General features: G+C 56.7%; 18 protein-coding genes. 1 reads left to right on the forward strand and 17 read right to left on the reverse strand.

The window, feature by feature from the left end; genetic code table 11:
• The first annotated feature begins 96 nt into the window (after positions 1 to 96).
• Entirely contained in the window at positions 97 to 456 is a 360-nt protein-coding gene (locus tag ACEN93_RS16160; RefSeq protein WP_108563571.1) for a DUF6124 family protein, read from the forward strand.
• Between the two features lie 58 nt (positions 457 to 514).
• Here the strand turns inward: ACEN93_RS16160 and ACEN93_RS16165 are convergent, their stop codons facing one another.
• The 17 genes from ACEN93_RS16165 to ACEN93_RS16245 all read right to left on the reverse strand — a co-directional run bounded on the left by ACEN93_RS16165 (position 515) and on the right by ACEN93_RS16245 (position 21,318).
• Complete coding sequence (locus tag ACEN93_RS16165; protein ID WP_309295773.1) at positions 515 to 949, reverse strand: hypothetical protein; 435 nt, start codon at positions 947 to 949, stop codon at positions 515 to 517.
• An 87-nt stretch (positions 950 to 1,036) separates the two neighbouring features.
• Positions 1,037 to 1,561, reverse strand: coding sequence for a lysozyme inhibitor LprI family protein (locus ACEN93_RS16170; RefSeq protein WP_495610259.1), 525 nt, complete (start codon positions 1,559 to 1,561; stop codon positions 1,037 to 1,039).
• A complete protein-coding gene (locus tag ACEN93_RS16175) occupies positions 1,558 to 2,649 on the reverse strand; it encodes a tetratricopeptide repeat protein (protein WP_495610260.1) in 1,092 nt (363 codons plus the stop codon). The genes ACEN93_RS16170 and ACEN93_RS16175 overlap by 4 nt, the downstream gene beginning before the upstream one ends.
• A gap of 31 nt (positions 2,650 to 2,680) precedes the next feature.
• Positions 2,681 to 3,430 (reverse strand): hypothetical protein, encoded by a 750-nt coding sequence (locus tag ACEN93_RS16180; RefSeq protein ID WP_256586976.1) that lies wholly within the window; start codon positions 3,428 to 3,430, stop codon positions 2,681 to 2,683.
• Positions 3,431 to 3,488: 58 nt separating this feature from the next.
• Positions 3,489 to 4,877: a lysozyme inhibitor LprI family protein gene (locus ACEN93_RS16185; RefSeq protein ID WP_495610261.1), complete on the reverse strand. Its 1,389-nt coding sequence runs from the start codon at positions 4,875 to 4,877 to the stop codon at positions 3,489 to 3,491.
• Between the two features lie 104 nt (positions 4,878 to 4,981).
• The gene (locus ACEN93_RS16190; RefSeq protein ID WP_064379824.1) at positions 4,982 to 5,755 is read right to left on the reverse strand and encodes a hypothetical protein; all 774 of its coding nucleotides are present in this window, start codon (positions 5,753 to 5,755) and stop codon (positions 4,982 to 4,984) included.
• On the reverse strand, positions 5,752 to 8,880 hold the full coding sequence (locus ACEN93_RS16195) for a glycoside hydrolase family 19 protein (protein WP_495610262.1): 3,129 nt from the start codon (positions 8,878 to 8,880) through the stop codon (positions 5,752 to 5,754). The genes ACEN93_RS16190 and ACEN93_RS16195 overlap by 4 nt, the downstream gene beginning before the upstream one ends.
• Positions 8,880 to 9,890 (reverse strand): SEL1-like repeat protein, encoded by a 1,011-nt coding sequence (locus tag ACEN93_RS16200; protein WP_064379819.1) that lies wholly within the window; start codon positions 9,888 to 9,890, stop codon positions 8,880 to 8,882. The genes ACEN93_RS16195 and ACEN93_RS16200 overlap by 1 nt, the downstream gene beginning before the upstream one ends.
• A 10-nt stretch (positions 9,891 to 9,900) precedes the next feature.
• Positions 9,901 to 11,937: a type VI secretion system Vgr family protein gene (locus ACEN93_RS16205; protein WP_495610263.1), complete on the reverse strand. Its 2,037-nt coding sequence runs from the start codon at positions 11,935 to 11,937 to the stop codon at positions 9,901 to 9,903.
• A gap of 28 nt (positions 11,938 to 11,965) precedes the next feature.
• Positions 11,966 to 12,967 (reverse strand): serine/threonine-protein kinase, encoded by a 1,002-nt coding sequence (locus ACEN93_RS16210; RefSeq protein WP_085667340.1) that lies wholly within the window; start codon positions 12,965 to 12,967, stop codon positions 11,966 to 11,968.
• Complete coding sequence (locus tag ACEN93_RS16215; protein WP_039765158.1) at positions 12,964 to 13,692, reverse strand: PP2C family protein-serine/threonine phosphatase; 729 nt, start codon at positions 13,690 to 13,692, stop codon at positions 12,964 to 12,966. The genes ACEN93_RS16210 and ACEN93_RS16215 overlap by 4 nt, the downstream gene beginning before the upstream one ends.
• Positions 13,692 to 17,231: a type VI secretion system membrane subunit TssM gene (gene tssM / locus ACEN93_RS16220; RefSeq protein WP_039765157.1), complete on the reverse strand. Its 3,540-nt coding sequence runs from the start codon at positions 17,229 to 17,231 to the stop codon at positions 13,692 to 13,694. The genes ACEN93_RS16215 and tssM overlap by 1 nt, the downstream gene beginning before the upstream one ends.
• Positions 17,232 to 17,244: 13 nt before the next feature.
• Positions 17,245 to 18,120, reverse strand: coding sequence for a type IVB secretion system protein IcmH/DotU (icmH, locus tag ACEN93_RS16225; protein WP_011336585.1), 876 nt, complete (start codon positions 18,118 to 18,120; stop codon positions 17,245 to 17,247).
• Positions 18,121 to 18,125: 5 nt separating this feature from the next.
• A complete protein-coding gene (tssK, locus tag ACEN93_RS16230) occupies positions 18,126 to 19,457 on the reverse strand; it encodes a type VI secretion system baseplate subunit TssK (protein ID WP_039765155.1) in 1,332 nt (443 codons plus the stop codon).
• A 2-nt stretch (positions 19,458 to 19,459) separates the two neighbouring features.
• Complete coding sequence (tssJ, locus tag ACEN93_RS16235; RefSeq protein WP_011336587.1) at positions 19,460 to 19,960, reverse strand: type VI secretion system lipoprotein TssJ; 501 nt, start codon at positions 19,958 to 19,960, stop codon at positions 19,460 to 19,462.
• Between the two features lie 5 nt (positions 19,961 to 19,965).
• Positions 19,966 to 21,159 (reverse strand): type VI secretion system-associated FHA domain protein TagH, encoded by a 1,194-nt coding sequence (tagH, locus tag ACEN93_RS16240; protein WP_039765152.1) that lies wholly within the window; start codon positions 21,157 to 21,159, stop codon positions 19,966 to 19,968.
• An 18-nt stretch (positions 21,160 to 21,177) separates the two neighbouring features.
• Positions 21,178 to 21,318 (reverse strand): hypothetical protein, encoded by a 141-nt coding sequence (locus ACEN93_RS16245; protein ID WP_003229566.1) that lies wholly within the window; start codon positions 21,316 to 21,318, stop codon positions 21,178 to 21,180.
• Positions 21,319 to 21,398 lie beyond the last annotated feature (80 nt).

Below are 21,398 nucleotides of genomic sequence, written 5' to 3' on the forward strand. Positions count from 1 at the left end.
CGTCGATAGCCTCTGTGTGTCACCGCAAAATCGGTGACCGGATGTGCAAGTCCGAAAACCGGAGCAAATCTTTCCAACTCAAAAGGATTTACACCGATGATCGACCCAACCTTCACTGACGAAGAAGTTTCCCCTTACGAATTCCCAGACTCGAAGAAACTCCACGAAGCCGCCGAACGCGCCCTCGACCACCATTTCAAACCCAGCGCCCCACGCCCAAAACGCCTGGGTGGCCTGTTCGCCCTCTGCCCCAACGCCGACGCCGAAGCCCTCATGGCCAACGCCTCCGAAGACCTCCTGTCCATCAGCGCCTTCGCCGCCCACCTGGCCGACGACCTCGACGGCCCCCGCCGCTCGATGGCACTGGGCCTGAGCAGAATGGCGGACGGCGTGCGGTTGATGGTGGAAGGCACGCTCGATCACATTGAGTTTCGGGAGTATCAGGCCAAGCCGTAGCTGAATCGCGGGCGGAAAAAAGGGGACGATGAGTCCCCTTTTCCAACTGACCAATTCCTCACCACTGACAGCCCGTCTCCGATGAGAAATCCATACTGAAATCGTGTTCGAAGGAGTACTTCTTCCCGGTTTTGTAGTTCGTATAAGTCATGCCATAGACCCGGGCACCCTGACTCACCATTTCATACTCACCCGTCAGCGCGCCCTCCGATACCTCAACCCAAGTCGTAGTGAACTGATACGGACGATCCTCTGCCAGAATTTCTTGCTCGGTATTCCGATACACCAGAGAAATGGCCTTCTTTGACTTGCTGTACCTGACAGCCGCTCCGCTCCATTTGGAGAAGGAGTCGTAATAAGTTCTGAGTTCGAAATTGATGCTTTTGGCGCTTTCTTGCGAACGGAAGCAATAAATCTCCGTCGAGACCTCACTGTGCGCCGCCATAGGAAAGAGAACAAACAGTGCAGCAGATAAAACTCGCAGTGACTTCAATCTGATCATTCCTTCAACGATTCAGAGGCAACTGAAAACGCATTCGCACTGCGCAGTTAGCGATGTCCTCCCGGAACACGCGCTCACTCATTTCACAGTGCCCATCGACGTATTGCCGCCACAACGGATCATCGAAGTTGTCACCCCCCAATCGCTCCATCGAAGCAACCAGACCTTTTTCTCGATCCTGCCCCGCCATGGCCGATGCAGCTTTATAAAACCGTCCAGGGGTAACCCAGTCTGCAGAGCAACCAATTCCCCCAGCCGGGCATTGGTTGTTTGCACCAGGCACCCAAGCTTTTCGATGGGCGCCTCTGCACCGGGCAAGGCCGACTGATAAATATCCTCGCAATACGCCTCTTTGAAGCGCACCCACTTCTTTTGCACGTCAGTCAGTTGCTTCTTGTCGGCGGGCGCCAAACTGACCAGCGTTTTCTTGTATTGCTCATTCAACACTGCGTCGACTTTCTTGAAAGTCTGCTGACCGCAAATGACCAAATCGGGATTGGAAAAGCTGTCGGGATTGCAGGTTTCCTGGGCATGCGCAGGAACCAGCAAAGCAGTCAAAGAAACACCTGCGATCAGCCCAAAGAACGCCTTGAGTTTGATCATGATCCGGATACTCCGGCACTGCGCTCAGCAACCCGAGCGGGAATCTTCGAAGCCTTTCCCGCGTCCGACATACGCGATGCATATTGCTTGTACGCCGGCACCGCCCGCTCTTTATCGTTTATGGCCCAATAGCTGTCTGCGAGATTCAGGTAAGCCACCGTCCGTTCCGGGTTGTGGGCAATCACCGCATTCAGTAACTGGATAGACTCCGTGTAATAACCCGCCTCGCCCAGCAGAAAACCGACATCGTTGGACCAACCAGGTTGCTGCGAGAAGAAGTACTTTCCGACGATATAACTTTCCGGAGAGCAGGCGCTATGCGAGTCATATCCCATCAACATATAACTCATAACCTCCTTGAACGAGCTGCTATCGCCCTTTCGATAGGCTGCCAGCGCTCTATCCAGCAGGTCAGCCGAACCGACAGTCATCAGTTTTTTATAACCGCCCTGAGGGCTGCCAACGTTTGCAGCCCACAACTTTTCAAGCGCTTCAAGGCCGTTGAATGAAGCCAGAGTGGTTGGGCCCAACGTCTCAATCGGCAGCTCCGCTACGCTCACAAGCGAGCGATCGCAGTAGTGGTTATTGACCACTTGCAGCACTTTCTTCAGCTCAAACTCCTTTGAGCCTTTATTGAAGGTGAACAAAAGATTGAAGTTATAAACAGCGTTGTCTTCTTCGTTGGTCACCAGCGCAATGTAGTCCCCTGCCTCAACGAACCGCTGTTTGACCAGAACCTCTTCCTCTTGCGGATCCACAACCGTCATGGCTCCAGGCCGGCCGTTGAAAACCCGCACGCTAAAACTATCCAGAAGATCAGACGAGTACTGACTCTTCGTCAGCGGCAAAGCCTTGGACGTATCGAGCAATATGTCCTCATTACGTGCTTGCACCGGCGCGATCAACAACCGGTTGGATGCCTCGTCCGCGCCTCCCGCCAGAACGAACACGTTTTGCCGTGACCCATCCCCCAATAGGCTTGCCGGGATTTCCTTGAGGACTTGGGGTGCTGCAAACGCGTGTGGTGCGAAAGCCACGGACGCGGCAATGGCCAGAAGGCCACCGAGTAGAACTGAACATCCTTTCACGCTGTAACTCCGTTCGGTCTTCGCAGGCTTACTAAAAAGCCATGCTGCGCACCGCTGTTTTGATTTGTTCAAAGCCTTCGGCGCTGATCGCCAATGAGGTTGATGAACCCGATTCTGCCGAACCGATCAGCACCTGTTCGTTATGCATCAAGCAGAAGGTGATACGGCTGAACTGACGTGGATTCTTGCCGTGGTAACCAATGACGAATCCTGATGAACTTGCGCTCTGCAGGGATTCGAAAGTGAAGGATTGCGGATCACCGGCCAACAACGTCGGCTCCCAACCATGATCGGTCAGGGTCGCCGGGCATTTAAGGTCGTTACTCTCTCGCACTAGTTGCAACTCAATCGCGTCATCAAGCGGCGGCTTCTGAGTGGTGAGCGCGGAAAAGTTGTTGGTGTTTTCACACATGACACCGAACCAGGGCTGGCTCAGGTTTGTGGGCTTTTCGAAACTCCACTCATAACCCGTCGAGGTCTGCGCTTGCGATAAACGCGGAGCGCTAGAGGTTTCAGGCACTTGTTTGGCCGCAATGAATACCAGATCAGGTGTATTGAACTGCAACCATTGATCTTTCGAGAGCGTCATTGAGAACCGGCAAGGTGTCATGTCGACCGCAACTTCGGTTGGGCCTTGCGCGATCTGCGACTGACCCGACGCATTGCCCACCGAGACAACACTTGCGGCGGCATGACTGGCCTGCGCGAAAGTAGCAACGCCGATCAGCAATACCCGCAGAAATCGAGGCCTTACGAAACCCGGTATCGACAAGTCAGGCACAGTTCCACTCACTTGGAATTTAACGGCAAAGAATCGCGACACATCCGCGCTTCGAGTTTCAAATGCAATGGCTCGCCTTGATCGGCTCTGGAACTTGCGACTTCAATCGCGCCACACTGTCGACGCCCGACCGATAACCTTTGTCAGCCGCCATTTGATAACAGGCTAGCGCCCGGGACATATCCTTCGTTCCCAACTCGCCACCCTCAAAAGTAGATGCCAGATAAAACATCGCTTCCTTGGAGCCCATGGTAATCGCCCGAATGACCTGCTCTTCTGCCTGCTTGGGATGGAGGCAAGGACCGTTATAGTCGGTGGAGTTTCCTGAGCAAAGAAACGTGGCATAGCCCAACGCACCACTCGGTATTTTCGAGGCCGCTTTGAACAACGCCTCAACCTTGCTGGTTTCCAACTGAGATGCCATCTGCGAAAGACTCAAGCTTGCCGCTGATAGACTCGCCTCAGGGTCACCCGATTCTGCCGCACAGACATAATTTTCCAGGGACGCTTCTAACAATTCCGCAGTCAGACGGTATTGCTCAAGCGAACCCAGCCCTCCCAAAGCCTCGGCACGTTGATCACAGAAGTTCTCGGCACGGCTCATTGCCGGGTTACGTGTTGCGACAAGATCCTTCTCGCTGATCGACCAGTCTTCAACGCCTTCAAGCACCCAGCACGCCTGACGAGAGAAATTGAAGATTTTTACATTGCTGTTGCCCGCCCGCTTATCGACCACGTTGACGTGACTGTCATCGACCTCTTCAATCTCGACTCCAGGTGTCTTGCCGGGTGTGATGGCGGCCATCAGCGGGTAGGTGAAAGAAGCTCCGCTGACACCCGAGGTCGAAGGCTCAAAGGTACTACCGTCCTTGCCTGCAACCGGCTTCAACACTAGTGACTTGACCGTCATCGCAGTGAGACGGCGCTGTGATTCACTGCTGGCGGAAAACGCTGTCAGGAAAGCAGGGAATTCCTCCGAAGGACAAGCGCCGTTGGCCGGCGCCGTCGAAGTGCTCTTGTCGGATGCAAGAGCAGGAACGATCTTGTCCAGGTACGCCGAGCGCTCGCGACTCATTCTGGCGATGCACGAGTTGACCGTGACCACATGCGCTGGCATTCCCGTCTCGATCTCGAATGCCTCCAACGGACAATTCGCATCGCGCAATTTCAGCCACGCACGTTGCGACTCTTTAACCTTCGCCGCGTACTCCGCGCCCAATGCCGGATCCGCTCGATAGTCAGACTCAAGCCGCGCCATCAATTGCTTATAGCTGACGTTCAGCTGCGTATCGGCAGCCTTCATTGCCGATTCGGAACAGGGCACCATTTCCAGACTCGAAGTAACCTGAGTGCAGCCATCCTGCGCATACACCGCCGAAGCCGGCAGCAAAAACCCGCCGATAAACGCAAAAAAAAAACGCTTCACTGTGTTTAATCCTTGATTCATTCAGGTCATCACGCTTCGCGCTTTGCAAAACGGATTGCTTGGCGGCGGTCATTTCCCTCGCCATTCAAACCCTAATTTTTTGCCCTGTTCATAGTCCCGTGATATCAGCATCCATCCGCATCACCACATAAGATCCATCCGCGAATTTCTTTACCTTTTGGTGTTTTGAACATAACCGAGAGCCAGCCAGCCTCAACAGCTTCCTGCTGGACCTTGTCCCCAGCGATCAGATACATACGAGTGACATCGTCAAAAACCGGAGAACTATAAATTTTGGCTTTTTTGTTTATCGTCAGCTGAACAGGAATACCGTCATTCCATTTAGAAAAAGCCGTGGTAGCAAGTTTATTACTGACAGATAATTGATCCTTGTAAGGAAACACGTACAAAAACCCCTTATAGTCATCCGTCAATATATCCCCACCCTCACCAAAATACTTGGAAATCCGCTCATCCCTTGAGTAACCATCATCGCTCTTTTTGTAAACATGCACACTGTAGTACTCGCCAGAGTACTTAACTCCGGTATCAGAATGTATTCCCACACTGTGAATTACAAATAGTTCACTTTCAGAGCCGCCTTTTACATCAGCAAAAAAAGCCGCACGGACTTGTCCTGTATCTGCCAAATACGGTAACTGCCCGACCAATGTCTTAGCCCTACTCGCACAATCAATATAGTTAACATCTATACCCATTTGACTGTTTGATCCGTCACTACTCGCCTCACCCTCTATGGGAACCAGATCAAAAACAATCGCACCGTCTTTTGTTGAGATCGAATGGTAAGCTTGACTCTCAGGGACATCGCAAGCAAATGAAGCTACCGAATACAGACAAAATGAAATTAGAAATCCCGACTTAAACAAAGCTCTCATAACGAACAGCCTCCAAATCCAGCCTTAAATTTTTCAGCAATCTCTTTCGTGTACTTCTCTCGTTTATCAAGCTCTTTCAGCCCAGAGTTGATAACCCTAGTTACAGACTTAATCTTGGCATCTATATCAGATGAGCTAGCATCCGCAAGCGCACCGATACCTTTCGACTTCCAAAACCACAGACCAGACTCTATTGCGACTTTCATATTGTCTTGTGCCAGGTTTGGATTAGCATCGATATTCACACCTATCGCCACAGCGCATTCACGATAGTTAGCATAGTGAGTCAAATGAAGAAGACCTCTACCCCTGTAGTCGTTATGAGGGTACTGATTGCTACCAAAGCTATGTTTACCGTACGCTGGATCGTTTTCAATCAAATGCTGATCTATATACTCAAGTTTTTCCTCTCTGGTTAGTGACATTCCCAGCCTTGCAAAACCATCATTAATAGCGGTCGGTGCCATTCTATAGAGTTTTTCGGCAGTATAACTACGGCGAGTATAATTTAGACTCTCTCTGAAAGCAGAAAATTGAAAAGTTTCGTGCTTACCCTGCCCCATTATATGGAAAACCTGAGAACAGGTATTCACACCATACTTGGGGAAAAGCTCGTTCGCCACCGTAACAAATTCACTGATAAATGTATCCGCTACAGAGGATGGACAAATGCTTCGCATCAATGCATTAGTTAACGCGATATTACTGCCACACTTCTTGCACATATTGGTGCCCGACGAAGGCATCATATTTCCGATCATAGCAATTGGATGAAAATGCCATACATTTCCATCGCCCACGCCTTTAGACTGCGTAACCGGATCATCCCAAAATATTAAGCTATCTATCCGTTCTTTCTCGTGCTTTAAAACAGACGGATTCCCCTCGAGCAACGTATCTAGCCGTGCCCACTTGGCAGAATCAGACTTAGACCTCCACTCTGTTGGGTGATAAGCAATAAGCTTTGACCAGTGGTTTCTAAACTCTACATTCTTAAGCGCAATTGGAAAATCTTCGGGGGTGACTTTTTGATCCTTATTACCAAACTTATCCAAATCCTTATATAAGGCTTGAAAAAAATCCGGCATATCTCCGGGATCCAGAAAACCATCGGAATTTGAATTCGACTCCTTAACAACACGAAAACCTAGTTTTTCCCAATCGTGTTGACTGAGGAGCTTCGCGCCTTCTTTTTTGAGCAAGCCGGTTTTGCTTTCTGCGTTATCAATTATAGTTATTTCATACCATTCTTCAGTGTCCTTATATAGAACGGCCTTTCCAAGCTCTACAAAGCTTTCATTAGAAATCGTCACCACTCCGGTTTGCGGTGGCTTGCTTCTTAAGTTCGTATTCGCTGGCAAATGTAGGTATTGTTTCCCCTGTTTCACATTTGCTTTATTTTTTAGAAAATCCTCAATTTTAGGATCAGCCGAGAAAATCTCCACGTGAACTTGATAACTTCTCGAAACTCCACCATCTGGACCTGCCAATGTTTCATTTAAACCAAGAAAACCAATTGTGTCGCCTGCCTTAATTGCCGTATCCATCGGCACAATCTTATCAAACTCAGTCGGAACCAAGCCTTGCAATTGAACATAAGGTTTTTCAACACAAGCCCAAAAAGTGGCGGGCACAGGAGTGGAGTGGCTTTTCAAACCGGTTGCAGCGCCGGAAGCACTCGGTACAAAGGAGCATTCCGCCATTTTGAAAAACTTAGAGCCAATCTTCAGGCTAAAAACTTTCCCGCTATCAAATTCTATTATGCTATTTGTACAAAGAACTAAGTCTGCGTTCTGTCCTAGACTATTTACCTGTCTAATTGCAGCCCCAGCTAAAGCACCGTGACTTTGCGTTGAGGGAGCCGCTCGCAAAGTAAGCCCCGTTCCGGAAACTACAGCTCTGACTTTGCCCTTCCAATAGTCTGGTTTCTTTCGCTCTGGTGCAGTTATTGCGCTCCAGCTCGGGCTTCCATCACCTCTTGGATAGGCGATGCCGTTTTGCTTATAGGCGAACCAAAAATCTTCCCCTGGAGTGCGCCCTCCAACAGTACCTTTAATCAGCTTACCCTTGGCGTGGACGTGATCAGAATGTTCTTCTAGTATTTCAATTTCAGTTCCAGCAGAAATTGATCCATATTCGACGCAGCCGCTTGCACCAAGAATATCGCTTCGCGCTTTAAACCCACTTGCGATCATTTTTATTTTTGGAGCACCTGGTTGCTCTGGGTCATCCGCATACCTGTCATATGGTAGCAGATGCATATACAGGCTATAAAATACGAGCTCATTCTTAGTGTTAGGCGTCACTTCCTTATTCGGAGGTGACTTATAGTCATGCCTAACAAGACAAAATGAATTTGAGTATTTCAATACTTCTGTAGAATTTGATGCCTCAAATGCAGTCGCTAGATAATCTTCATTCAAACGGTAGGCTACGACGACACCGTCTCCAATACAACGAATAGGCTCGTCTCGCATACATTGCGGGGCAATCCTATGTGATATATGAATTCCGCCATGCCAAAAACCATGATTACCTAATAAAAAATTTCCCGAAGTCTCACCCTCAAGGGCCTTAAAAACCTCTTCAGAATCTTTGAACTGTGTTCCATCAGCCTTTCTAAATGGAAATTGAAAATTCATTATAGGAACAGCGGCTGGCGCAGTCGGCGCTGTGGGAGTCGGCGCAGGGGTAGACGCAGGTTGGGAACCTGTCTTAAAAATCTCCTTAACTCGTAAGAACTTTATCGGCATTCGCCAATAATTTGAACCGTTCCCAAATTTAGCGGAAGCAGGACCAGTAGAATTTTGTGAACCGAAAAAGTTTCCACTTCTGTTTTCGACATCGATATCTTCGACAAATCCCGTATGGGTTGGCCAAAGCGCGATGTCCCCTGGCAACACATCTTTCCACTCAATAACATCGTAATTGTCGACGTTCGTTTTGAGCAAAGCAGTATTATTGTACGGAACGTTATAGCCAGCCGCCTTTAGCATTTCCCACACTAAAGTTGAGCAATCAATCTCTTTTTTGCCGTCGCCATCAGTATCTTTTCCCTTGCCGCCACCATAAACATAATCGCCTTTGGTATAGAGCGGTCGCTGCTCAAGAACTCCAGTAGTCATCAGTTAGCTTCCTGCTTCAAGCAATTTGAGGATTCAGTTTTTACATTCTTGGCAATCAATCTCGCTGCATTTTCCTTGGATAACTCAAAACCTTGAGCAGCCGCAGCTTGGAAACACGCCAGTGCACGATTGATGTTTTTAGTACCGAGGGTCCCCCTTTCATATGAGAGTCCCAATTGATTCAACGCTTCCATAGAGCCCAGTTTTGAACCTGCCTCAAGGGCGTTCAAAGACTTTTGGGGATCTGCGCAGGGACGGACTTGGTCATAACGGCCTTCGTCGCAATAGAAGTTCGCTAGTGCCAGATTTGCTGCTCCAGAAGTGCTGGCCGCGCTGAGCAAAAGCTCAAGAATCCTTGCGTCATCCAAGCGCGGCGCTTGACCTGATAGGCTCAGCAAGACTGCCTGATACCCCGCTTCTATGGAGCCCTTATCTGCGCCGTTCATATAGCTATCAAGTGCAGAAATATAAAGCTGACTTGATGCTGGAAACTCTGCTTCCATCGCCAAATCAGCATAGTTTTTCCCTCTCATCAAGCTGCGCTCCCCAGGAGGGAGACTTGATGCATCAACCTGAGAGTCCAACACGGTTTCTAGCGACCAGTTTTCAAGGCTACTCAAAGACCAGCAATCGGCTTTTTGGAATGTAAGGATTTTCAGCAACTCTCCTGCCCGATCACGTACGAAGATCTTATTCGGAGGTTGAACCTTTACCTCCAAACTCGACATTTCGACTACTTCGGGAGAGACCGCGCTCAGCTCGCCCCCCCCTAGTACCTCAATTTCTCGCTCAACCACTTTAGGTTGACTACCCTCGGCAACAACCTCCAAAAAGTGGATAGGAGAAGCGGTAAACGCGCGTTGCACCTCTGGCTTCGCCAAAAACTCTTTCACAAAACCATGAAAATTATCAGAAGGGCACTGAATGGCGAATACGTCTGAACTCAGGCCCAATACCAGCAACACGATCCATCTCAAGCCGAATTTCCCGGCGTTCTTTTTAATTTTCATAACTAACTCATCACTCAGAAAACACAAAAAAAGCCTTCGGCTTAACCTTCTCAGGCGGCGCATTCAACAACGCCTGATCCATCAAACTCCCCGCCTTATCCTTATCCGCCGCCCCCGGCAGCACCGGCGGCTTGATCCCGATCCCGGTGCCACTCCCCGCCGAACCGCCAGCATTAATCTTCACCACCGGCCCAACCACCGTCACACCACCGCCATCGAGCTTGATGAAACTGCCACCGCCGAGAATCGTCAGCTCAGTCCCAGCCTCAATGACAATCTTGTCCCCCGCCTTGATGTGAATCTCTTTCCCGACACTGGTCAGTTGCGCCGTCCCGAGCTTCACATGCTGGCTCTCGCCAATAGTCAGGTGGTCGTCCATCCGCGCTTCGACCTTGCGATCGGAAATCGTGGTGCGGTGTTCTTCGGCCTTGAGCTCGGTGTAGGTGTTCTTCACCACCGTGTCGTGGCGTTCGTTGCCGACGCGAATCTTCTGGTCATGCTCGACGTTTTCATCCCAGTCGCGCTGGGCGTGGATGAAGATTTGTTCGGCGCCTTTTTTGTCTTCGATGCGCAGTTCGTTGTAGCCACCGCCGCCCGGGGAGCTGAGGGTTTTGAAGACGCTGCGGGTTTTGTTCGCCGGCAGGGCGTAGGGCACCGGGTTTTCCTTGTGGTACAGGCAGCCGGTCACCAGGGGTTGGTCGGGGTCGCCTTCGAGGAAGGTGACGAGGACTTCCATGCCGATGCGCGGGATGGAGATGGCGCCATAGCGGTCGCCGGCCCAGGAGCTGGAGACGCGCAGCCAGCAGCTGGTTTTGTCGTCGGCCAGGCCTTCGCGGTCCCAGTGGAATTGCACCTTGATGCGGCCGTATTGGTCGCAGTGAATTTCTTCGCCTTTGGGGCCGGTGACCATGGCGGTCTGGCTGCCGAGCACGCGCGGTTTCGGGTGCTCCAGCGCTGGGCGGTAGAACACGTCCCACGGGGTGGCGAGGAAGCGGTTGCGGTAGCCCTGGTGGAAGTCGTCCTTGTTGTCGGTGGTGTCGCTGGTCACCGATTCTTCGAGGACTTGCGGCTGTTTGCCTTCGTGGAAGATTTCGGTGAGCAGCCACAGGTCGTTCCACTCGCTGCGCGGGTGGTCGGACATTTCCATGAAGTGGCCGCTGACCAGTCTGGTCTGGTCGCCGCGACCTTCGGCCTGGCGGTAATCGGCGCGGTGGCGCTCGAGGGCGCGCTGGCTGAGGAACTTGCCGCGGGCGCGGTCGATGAAGCGGCCGGGGTAGTCGTAGTCTTCGAGATCCGGTTCAGTGCTCTCGCCGTCCGGTTTGTACGCGGCTTCCATTTGCAGGCGCGGTTTTTCGAAGTCGTAGTCGCGGCGGGTGGTGCGGCTGGTGCGGGTTTCCAGGCGCAGCTTGAAGCCTTTGATCACCGGTTCTTCGGCGACCATGCCGCTGCCCTGCACATACGCGGTCGGTTGGCCGAGGTTCGGGAACACGGTCTGGTCATCGCCGAACACCAGCAGATGGCCTTTCTTGCTGTGCTGGAAGTGGTAGTGAATGCCTTCTTCTTCGCACAGGCGCTGGACGAAGTGCAGATCGGTTTCGTCGTACTGCACGCAGTAGTCGCGATCCGGGCACGGCTGGCTGAGCTGGAAGCTGTAGGCGTTGCCCTTGATGCCGTGCTCGTCGAGGATCAGCGCGATGATTTTCGGCGCCGACATCTGCTGGTAGATGCGCTGGTTGGTGCGGTGATGCAGGTATTGCAGCTGCGGCACCAGCGAAACCTTGTAGCGGGTCAGGCGCTTGCCGGCATCGCCCTGGGCCACGCGGTAGATCTGGCCGTGGATGCCGGAGCCCTGCGGATCGAGGGCGAGGAAGGCCTGTTTGTGCAGGAGTTTTTCCAGGTCCAGATCCGGGTTTTCGCTGACCAGTTCGATGTCGAAACGAAACGGCTGGCTGATGCCTTCGGTGCCGGTGAACGACAGGACTTGCAGGTCGCCTACGTAATCTTCAACAGTCAGGCTGAAGTGCGTTTCGTTAGCTGGGTTGAACATAAAGTGCTCCCTGTTCGAATGTCATCCGTTACGCCCTCAGCCGCAAACGCTGCAGCCAGGACGAAGTGGCGCCCAAGGCGTCACGCAATTGGTCGGCAGTGATGGTGCGCTCTGCCGCGTCAAAGGCCAGCGCGGTGCGCAGTGCGGGCCAGCAGTGTGTCGGTAGATTTGCCGGGGCTTGCAGCTCGCGCTCCAGGTGTTCGTCACGGGCCTGGGTCGAGGGCAAGCGGCGGAACGGGTGTTTGCCGCCCGCCAGTTCATAGATCACGCAGGCCACGCCGTACACGTCCGCGCTGGCCGACAGCGGTTGGCCCTCAAGCAGTTCGGGGGCGGCGTAGCCCGGGGTCCAGGCGTTGAAGCGCTCGCGGCTCAGGTGCGGCAGGCCGGGCAGGATGCCCTCCTCGGCCTGCCCGAGACCGAAGTCAAAGAGGCGCACGCCGTCTTCGCTGAGCATGACGTTGCTCGGTTTCATGTCACCGTGCAGCACGCCGCGACGGTGGGCGTAGGCCAGCGCGTCGAGCAGCGGCAGCGCGATGTCGCGCAGTTCTTTCCACGGCAGGCCCAGCGGCCGCTCGCAGAGCAGTTTGTCCAGGGTCAGGCCACGCATGAGTTCCATGGTGATGAAGGCCCGCTGGCAATCGGTGTCCACTTCGAACGTGTGCGGTCGCAGCACGTTGTCGTGGCGCAGGCGTCGGGTCAGGGCGAACTCGCTGTAGAGCAAGGCACTGGCATCCGGCGACTCGGCAAATTCTTCGCTGAGGATTTTCAGCGCAATGTAAGGATCGGGATCGCCGAATTGTTCGTGCAGCAGATCCCGGGCCCGGTAAACCGCTCCCATGCCGCCGGCCCCGAGCAGGCGCTCGAGGTGGTAGCGGCCTGCCAGAACATCCGGCAGTGCGCCGACGCTGGCCTTGGTCGGCGCCAGCGCGGGTTCGGCGTTGTGCTGCTTTGCAAAAGCGAAATAGGTCAGGTTGTTGGCCTGCTCTTCGCTCATCAGCAAGTCATCGACTGAGGATTCGATTTCAGTCATTGGCGAATCACCACGGCCGTCAGGTTGTCCCGGGCGGCGCCCCGCAGGGCACCGTCGAACAGACGTTCCAGCGCCACATGTGGCGCCGCCAGGCTGAGGGCGTTGCCGAGGGCATCGCTGCTCAGGCCTTGATACAAACCATCGCTGCACAGCAGGAACACATCACCGGGATAGACCTCGAGTTCCAGCACATCCAGGGTCAACTGTTCCGCCGCGCCGACCGCCCGGGTCAAGGCCTGGGCGGCCGGGTGCGCCGCTGCCTGTTCGACGCTCATCTGTTGCTCGTCGATCAGTTGCTGCTGCAGCGAATGATCCTTCGACAGCTGATACAACCGCTGCCCGCGCCACATATAACAACGACTGTCGCCGGCCCAGATGCAGGCCGCGCGATTGCCTTCCACCAGCAGCGCCACGACGGTGCTGCCCATAATGCTGTCGTGGCGCCCGGCGGTGACGGTCAACTCCTGCCCCAGGCGCCGGTTCAGCCAGTGCAGGCACTGGCGGATGGCTTTGAGGCGTTCGTCGAAGTCCTCGTGCTGCGGCAGTTCAGCCAGGCTGGCGACGATCAACTGGCTGGCGATGTCGCCACCCTGATGACCGCCCATGCCGTCCGCGACCACCCACAGCCCATGCTGCGGGGTGTCGAGGAAGGCATCTTCGTTGCGCGACCGCACCTTGCCCGGGTCGGTTCGCGCCGCGCTGCGCCAGGGACTGGCCACCAGCATCAGAGCTGCACCGGCATACGGAAGGTGCGCAGCACGCCCATGTCGAACGGGTTCGGCGTGCGCTGGCTGGTCAGCAGGTAGTTGGCGCGCAGGCCACCCACGTCGGCTTTGAGCACCAGCACGTCGCGACCGGTCAGGTACTCGGTCTGCATCAGGTCGAACAGACGGAACAGCGACCACGGGCCGGAGTTCTTCTCGATGCCGATCGGGCGCCCGGCCATCTTGTCCATGACCAGGCTGGTGCGACCGTCTTCAGCATCGGTCGGCCACTTGAAACTCATGGGCAGGATCGGACCGTGGCGGTACTCCATGGTCTTGTCGCCGAACTTGAACTCGGAACGGCTCACCGCCGGATCGAGGGTGTACGGCTCCAGCTTGAACTGCACGGTCGGTTCGGCCGGGTTGATCGAGAAGAAGCTCTGGCGAATGTTCAGGGCCGCCGCCATCTGGTCGAGGAAGACCTTCGACACCGGCAGGCTGCGGCCGTCGACGCTGCGCATCCGGTAGTTGCCCGGATCACCGCTGACGAACGGACGCATGTAGCTGTCGAAGAAGCGGTCGATGGTGCCTTGAGCGCGGAAGAACTCGCGGAAATCGCTGATCGCCACGTCGCTGGTGCTCGAGGCGCTGAACGGGTAACGCTTGTTGATGGTTTTGCCATACACGCTGTACAGCTCGTTCTGATAACGGCCGTTCAGGTACTGGTAGGCATCGTTGAGCACCAGGCGCCACGAGTCTTCGGCCAGCACGTTGAACCACACGCTCAGCGGACGCGGCAGACGACCGGACGCATTGCGCAGGTTGGTCAGCGCATCACGCTGGCCGCTCATGCGGGTCTTGGCCAGCTCGAACGCGGCCTGCTCCGGCGTGCTGGAACGGGCGAGGCCCGCCAGCTGCAGTTGCAGGTCGTTGAGCGCGGTGAAGGCCGGGGTCAGGTCAGCGGCCGGGCCATTGTTGTCGTCGAGCAATTTGTGCAGCGGCTCGAAGCGACGTTGCAGGGACTTCTTGGCGGTGTCCGGCAGGTTCTTCGCCACGTTCAGGGCCGAGGCCTTGTCCGCTGCCGCCGCGGCGAGTTTGCCGACCTTGCCCAGTTTGCCTTTCTGTCCGGCCAGCGCATCAGCCGCGTCACCCGCCTCGTCCACCGGATCGGCAGCGGCCGGGAAACGGGTGTTCTCGCGCACTTCAGTCAGCAGCGCCAGCACCGGCGAGTTGGCCGAGGTCAGGCCCGCCAGTTGCTCGGCGCCTTCACCGGCATCGCTGATCGGCGGCAGCGCCACCTGGCCAACGGCTTCGCTCCAGTAGTTGGCGTAGTCACGGAAGTACAGTTGCTCCAGCTCGACCATCAGGCGACGCAAGTCCATGTCGCTGATGCCGGCGCCTTCGCCCAGCACCCAGTTGTCACGCAGGATGTCGGTCACCAGCGACGCGCCTTGGACCGAGAAATACTGCTGATATCCGGTCTGGGTGTAGAAGCCCGGAATCACGTATTCAGTGCCGATGAACAGCGAGCCCTGCGGCCCGAGGTGCTGGCTGAAACGGTAATCCGGCAGGTTGCGCGCCTGCTCGCGGAGCATGCGGTAAACCACGGTCGCCAGCGACTCGCTGCGCAGGATCTGACGCGCCTGGGCCACCAGTTGCTCATTGAGCGGATAGATAAACGGCTGCTGCAACAGACGCTCGAGGTGCGTGTTCAGACCGTTCTGCACCGCGGTGTTGCCGGTGTAACGCTGCGACCAGTCCGCCGCGATCCAGTCCTTGAGCCATGCCGCGTCACGACGATCCTTCATGTTCAGCATCAGGTACGCGCGCAGGCTGTTGATCAGCTTTTCGCGGTCCTTCATGTTGGCGCGGATCTGGCCTTCAAGCATCGTCGCGACGCGTGGCAGCAGTTGCTTTTCAAGCTCGCGCTCGTAAGCCTCCTTGACCACCGGATTGACGTCCTGGCCCTGATACAGACCCATCCGTTCGTGGTAGGCAGCGTCGCCCTTCTTCGGGAACACCTGAGTCGCGGCGTAGCTGGTGTCGAGGGTTTTCAGTGCGCCCATGGCGTCATCGCGCGGCGACAGTGCCGTGCGTTGCTGCGTCCAGTTCTGCGCCAGATTGCGCAGGTTTTCCAGACGTTCGTAGTTGGCCGAGAAACCACCGGCCCAGAGCATGCCGAACAGGACCAGCGCACCCAGTGCGCCGACGTACAACGCACGCTGACCCCAGTGGATGCGGCTGCGCTCGCGCTTGTCCAGACCGGCCAGATCGGCCTCGGGGAAAATCACCCGGCTGAGCAAGTGATGGATGAAACGCGAACGACCGCTGCGCAATGTCGGCAGCACGCCGGCGCTCATGCCCAGACTCGCGCCGATGCCGGCGGTGGTCGAATCCATTTCCTGAGTCAGGTGCGGTGCGCTGGTCAGGTAGAAACCACGCAGTTGCGTCGCACGCTGGTAGCGGTTGCCGGTGAACGCCATGTCGACCAGCAGGCACAGACGCTCGCCGATCTGGCCCATCTGGTGCGGGAAGTCGAGGATGCGGCCACGGCGCTGGGTGTCGCGCTCGGAGTGCATGCGCATGATCACCTGGCTGTTGAGGCGACGCAGCAGCTCTTCGAACTCGTTGCGCAGCACCGTCACGTCGGTGCCGACCTGATCCTTGCGGAAACTGGTGCCCAGCACCTGATCGCTTTCTTCGCGAGTCAGTTGGTCGAAGAACTCGTCGAAGCCCAGCAGCTTGTCGGCCTTGCTCAGCACCAGATACACCGGCACATCGACGTGCAGCTTCTGATAGACGTCTTGCAGACGCGCACGTACCTGGCGGGCCAGGGTTTCGATGTCCTGTTCGCTGCCACCGGTCAGGGTTTCCACCGGAATGGTCACCAGCACGCCGTTCAGCGGACGACCGCGACGACGCTTGCGCAGCAACTCCAGCAAGGTGGTCCAGGCGCTGCCGTCGACTTCCGCATCCGGCTGGGTCAGGTAGCGGCCGGCGGTGTCGATCAACACACCGTGGTCGGCGAAGTACCAGTCGCAATGACGGGTGCCGTGGGTGTCGCGGGTCAGTTTGCGGTCGATCTTGTTGATCGGGAATTCCAGCCCGGAGAAGTCGAGCAGGCTGGTCTTGCCGCTGGCCTGCGGGCCGATCAGCAAGTACCACGGCAAGTCATTGCGCCAGCGCTCGCTGCGGCCGCGGTACAGGCTCGAAGTCTTGAGGGTTTTCAGGGCGTCCTTGAAACGCTCCTTCAACTCTTTCTGCTCTTCGTCGATCAACTCTTCGCGGCGGATACGGTCCTGGCCGTCTTCGGTTTCTTCGACGGCTTTCTTGCGGATACCGGCGCGCCAGCTGACGAAGACCATGGTCAGGCCCCAGATCAGGAACAGCACGCTGATGGTCAGCAGACGCGACGTCGCGCTTTCCCAGAACTTGTAGTCATCCACTGCCAACAACGGGCCGACGAACCACACCAGCAGCGCCACGAACAGCACCAGCAGCAAGGTCCAGACCCAGGTCTGGCGCAGGAAGGCGCCGACTTTCTTGAAAAACTTTTTCATCACACGTCCCTGTTTACGGCTGCGACTGCGGCTGGGCCGCGGCCGGATCAAGCGGCTGATAAGGTTGCAGAACGGTGTCGCGCTGCTCGCCCAAGACCCAGGCGAAGCCCGAATACATCATCACCAGACAGACGAAGGTGAACAGCACCACCATCCAAGCCGGCACGATGCGCACCAGGTTGCGGCGCTGATCGTTGAGGCCTTCCCACTGCGGCGACAATTCGCGCGGCACGTCGCCACGCAACTGACGGATCTGCCGGTACAGGGCGTCACGGATGCCTTCGAGTTCCAGCATGCCACGCGCCTGTACGCGGTACTTGCCTTCGAAACCGAGGGACAGGCACAGGTACATCAGCTCCAGCATCGGCAGGTGCTTGACCGGGTTTTTCGACAGCCGATCGAGCAGCTGGAAGAACTTCTCGCCACCGAAGGTTTCGTTGTGGAAGCTGCTGAGCAGGCTCATCTGCGACCACTCGCTTTCGTTGCCCCACGGCGTGGTCACGACGGCTTCGTCGACCACGGTGCAGAGCACGTAACGAGCGGCCATCACCTGGCTGCTTTCGGCGCCGTTGTGCAGGGCGCGTACTTCAAACAGCTTGAGCCCGGCGGTCAGGCGCTCGTTGAGCGCGTAGAGGTCTTCGCGGGTTTCGCTGTGCTTGAGGCGCACCACTTCCGACAACAGTTCGGACGAGGCCGCCACCAGCGAATTGAGGCTGATGTTGAAGGCTTCCGCCGGGCGCAGGCGCGCGGCGTAGATCATCCGTTCTTCCAGTTGCTCGAAGCGCGGTGGCGCGGCGAAGTCGGTCAGCGGACTCGCCGCCGGGCCATGGCCCTGACGGTCGAGCAGGACGGTTTTGTCGTCCTGGTTGTGTTCCATGTCCTTGATCATGTCGGTCAGTTCCTGATGGCCCAGAATTTCAGTTCAAGCTCGGCGAATTCTCCGGACACATGGAACGCGAAGCCGCCGGAGCGCTCGAGTTGTGCCAGGTCTTCGGAACTGAGTTCGAGGATGAAATAGGTTTTGTTGGAGTGGAACGCGATCTGCCGCGGGGCCACCGGCAACGGTTTGACCTTGATCCCCGGCAGGTGCAGGTTGACCAGTTGGCGGATGCGCTCCACCGGGCCGACCTTGAGGTGCGCAGGCAAGCGGTTGCGCAGTTCTTCGGAGTCACAGTTGGCACTGGCTGCCAGCACGAACGACGCCGAGCCCAGCAGTTTGTGGTCGTGCAGCGGCGACACGATGATCCCGTACTGACGCGCTTGCAGGATCAGTTCGATGGCGTGCTGTTCCAGCACCATCGACAGCACCTGACGGATCGACTCCATCAGTTTGCGGAAACTCGCACCCTGGTCGGCGTGGGAGTAACGGCTGTCCAGACGCGGCCGTTTGCTGTCGCTGGAGAAGGTCGCCAGATCGCCGAGCATGGTCAGCAGCGTGCGGTACAACTCTTCCGGGTGAACCTGCTCCAGACCCAGGTAGTGGCGCAGCAGCAGTTCGGTGCGGTTGATCAGTTGCAGCATCATGAAGTCGCCGATTTCCGCGCCGCCGACCTTGCCGTTCGAACGAATCCGTTCGGCAATGGTGTCGCCCCGGTGACCGAGCATGCTGATCACTTCTTTCAGGCACGACAGCAGGTAGCTGGAGGCGTGGGCCTGAATGTAGGTCGGCACGAAATCCGGATCGAGGCTGATCACGCCGTCCGGCGTGGTGTCGAGCACGTCGCAGATCTTCAGCTTCACGTAGGCCTGGTCGCTCTGCTGCTCGCCGAGCAACAGCTTGAAGTCCGGGCGACCGCAACTGACCTGGCTGGCGGAATCATCACCGGCGTTGGAGTCGGCCACTTCGGCGTCATATGCGGTGTAACGCGCCAGCACGTCGGACTGCTCCGGGCGACGGGCCTCGATGTGGTTACCGGTGACCAGTGGCAGCGCCAGGTAGATCGGCGTGTTGCCGGTGTTCGGCGGCACGTCCAGCGCCAGCGGTTCGGTGTTGCCGCCGAGTTCGAACAGGCTGCCGTCCGGCAGAATTCCCGAGGCTTCACTGATTACCAGTTTGCCCATGTTGAGGAACTGCAAGTCGATCTCAAGGTTCAGGAAACCCCAGGTGTAGCCGCCCAGCAACCGGGTGCGGGTCTTCATCTGGTGATCGTAGTAGCGGTCGTTGTGCTGGAAGTGCTGCGGACGCAGCAGCATGCCTTCCTGCCAGATGACTTTATGGGTATTCATGATCAGTCATCCGCCTTGGCGAGCACTTCGTTGGTCTTGCGGATACCGGCTTGATCCAGGGTCAGATCGGCTTCGGTGACTTCCAGCGGTGTGATCGGGAACGTGTGGCGCCATTTGGTTTCCGGCAGGTCGCGGTACGCGGCGAGGATGCCGATGAAGCGGCTGCCCTCCTCCACGCTGAGTTTCAGTTCCACGGTTTCACCCGGGCGCAGTTCGAGTTCTTCGCTGGCCACCAGATCCGGGTTGAGGGATTCCTTGGCGCGCTCGTAGAGGCTGAAGAAATCGGCGTTCTCGAAGGTCACCGGGTGCTTGAGTTCGAACAGGCGCACCACGATCGGCGACGGACGACCATTGAGATCCGGGTTCAGCTGATCGCTGCCGGTCAGCTTCAGGTTGATCTTGGTCACTTTCGAATACGGCGACAGCGACGAACAACCGGCGAGCAGCACCAACAGGGTGAGCGCGGTCAGCGTCTTGAAAAAAGCGGTCGAGCGGCGAGACATGCGCATCATCCTTGGTGGTCGGTGTGGAGGGTGGAGATCAGGCGGATCTGTTCTTCGTAGGCCTGGGCGAAGTCGCGGGCCAGCAGGCGCTCGCTCCAGTCGTCGTCCTGACGCAGCGCATGGTGGTAACGGTTGAACGCTCTCCAGCGCCCGCCGGCGGTGGCGAGCAACGGCTTGTTGTCGCGCTCGAAACGCAGGGTCAACTGCTCCGGCGAGAAGTGCTCCAGAGTGCCGCGCACCGCCGCGCGGCTGGCGGTCAGCAGCGCCACCTGATGCGCCTGCAAATCGCGGAACGCCCGGGAGATCGCCTGCTCGGCCGGCAAATGGCCCGGCTTGTGCGGCTGCAACAGGATGTCCAGCGCCTCGCTCGGATCGACGGCGAATTTCAGCGGATTCTTGTTGGTGCCTTGTACGGTGGTCTGGGCCAGACGCAGTTCGTTTTTCAGCTCGGAACGGGTGCGCAGGCTCTGTTGCAGACCGCCGATGCTCTGGCGCAGCAGACGTGCAGCGTTCAGCGCAAGCGCTTCACGCTCGTCGTGGCTGAGGTTCTTCACGTTCACGCCAAGGGCCGCGCCGAATTTATCCCAGAAGGTTTCGCTCTGACGCTCGACCGCTTTCGGCGCCGGCGCAGGCTCAGGCGTGGGCTCGACGATCAGCTCCGGCACCATCAGGCTTTCCATGTCGATGCGCGCGTAGTCGGCGCGCTGACGGGAGTCTTCAGGGTCGGTAACCGGCGCGAGCATTTCCTCGAATTCCGAGTACACGCGCTCTTGCTGCTCCAGCGACTTCAGCGGATCGAGATCGAGGAACGCGTCGTCCGGGATGATGCTGCCGGCGGCACGTGGCAGGCCGACTTCACCGTCGAACGTCGCCGGGTCGCGCACCAGTCGTGCGCGAATCTCGAAGTCGCCCAGCACGTAGGTGCTGCCGTGCTCGATGCGCACCGGTTCGCCCTTGTGCAGGCGTGCGCCGCTGTCGCCGTCCTGCACACCGTTGCTGCTGGTGTCGGTCAGGAAGAACGAACCCTCGCGATAGCTGACGATCGCGTGGTGGTTGGACAAGTGCCGCTTGCGGTCAGGGATGATCCAGTCGCAGTCCTCGCCCCGCCCGATCACGCCACCGGCCTGTTTGAAGGTCCGCTGGCACAGCTCGGTGGGCACGAACTGCTTGGTGTTCAGCATTTCGAAAACCAATTCCATGTTTGATGCTCCTTGCGGTCACTTGCCGCGATTGACCGCCTGCGGATCACCCAACGGGCGGTAATCGTTATCGTTGAATTTGTAATTGCCGCTGCAACCGCCGAGGCCGCATAGAACGACGAGGGTCAGCAGGACAGCGTGCCAGTGACGAACAGACATCAGAGGGTCTCCAGGTGTAGACAAAGCACAAAGCGCCGACCCTTGCGGGCGGCGCTGAAAAAGGTTTTCGAGGTGAATTC

This window comes from Pseudomonas sp. Pseusp21 (assembly GCF_059492145.1).

Coding starts and splice junctions, on each gene's coding strand:
- ACEN93_RS16205 (WP_495610263.1), bottom strand. CDS start 11,937: ATGTTCAACCCAGCTAACGAAACGCACTTCAGCCTGACTGTTGAAGAT.
- ACEN93_RS16210 (WP_085667340.1), bottom strand. CDS start 12,967: ATGACTGAAATCGAATCCTCAGTCGATGACTTGCTGATGAGCGAAGAG.
- ACEN93_RS16185 (WP_495610261.1), bottom strand. CDS start 4,877: ATGAATCAAGGATTAAACACAGTGAAGCGTTTTTTTTTTGCGTTTATC.
- tssM (WP_039765157.1), bottom strand. CDS start 17,231: ATGAAAAAGTTTTTCAAGAAAGTCGGCGCCTTCCTGCGCCAGACCTGG.
- tssK (WP_039765155.1), bottom strand. CDS start 19,457: ATGAATACCCATAAAGTCATCTGGCAGGAAGGCATGCTGCTGCGTCCG.
- ACEN93_RS16245 (WP_003229566.1), bottom strand. CDS start 21,318: ATGTCTGTTCGTCACTGGCACGCTGTCCTGCTGACCCTCGTCGTTCTA.
- ACEN93_RS16190 (WP_064379824.1), bottom strand. CDS start 5,755: ATGAGAGCTTTGTTTAAGTCGGGATTTCTAATTTCATTTTGTCTGTAT.
- ACEN93_RS16195 (WP_495610262.1), bottom strand. CDS start 8,880: ATGACTACTGGAGTTCTTGAGCAGCGACCGCTCTATACCAAAGGCGAT.
- tssJ (WP_011336587.1), bottom strand. CDS start 19,960: ATGTCTCGCCGCTCGACCGCTTTTTTCAAGACGCTGACCGCGCTCACC.
- tagH (WP_039765152.1), bottom strand. CDS start 21,159: ATGGAATTGGTTTTCGAAATGCTGAACACCAAGCAGTTCGTGCCCACC.
- ACEN93_RS16170 (WP_495610259.1), bottom strand. CDS start 1,561: ATGATCAAACTCAAGGCGTTCTTTGGGCTGATCGCAGGTGTTTCTTTG.
- ACEN93_RS16160 (WP_108563571.1), top strand. CDS start 97: ATGATCGACCCAACCTTCACTGACGAAGAAGTTTCCCCTTACGAATTC.
- ACEN93_RS16215 (WP_039765158.1), bottom strand. CDS start 13,692: ATGCTGGTGGCCAGTCCCTGGCGCAGCGCGGCGCGAACCGACCCGGGC.
- icmH (WP_011336585.1), bottom strand. CDS start 18,120: ATGATCAAGGACATGGAACACAACCAGGACGACAAAACCGTCCTGCTC.
- ACEN93_RS16200 (WP_064379819.1), bottom strand. CDS start 9,890: ATGAAAATTAAAAAGAACGCCGGGAAATTCGGCTTGAGATGGATCGTG.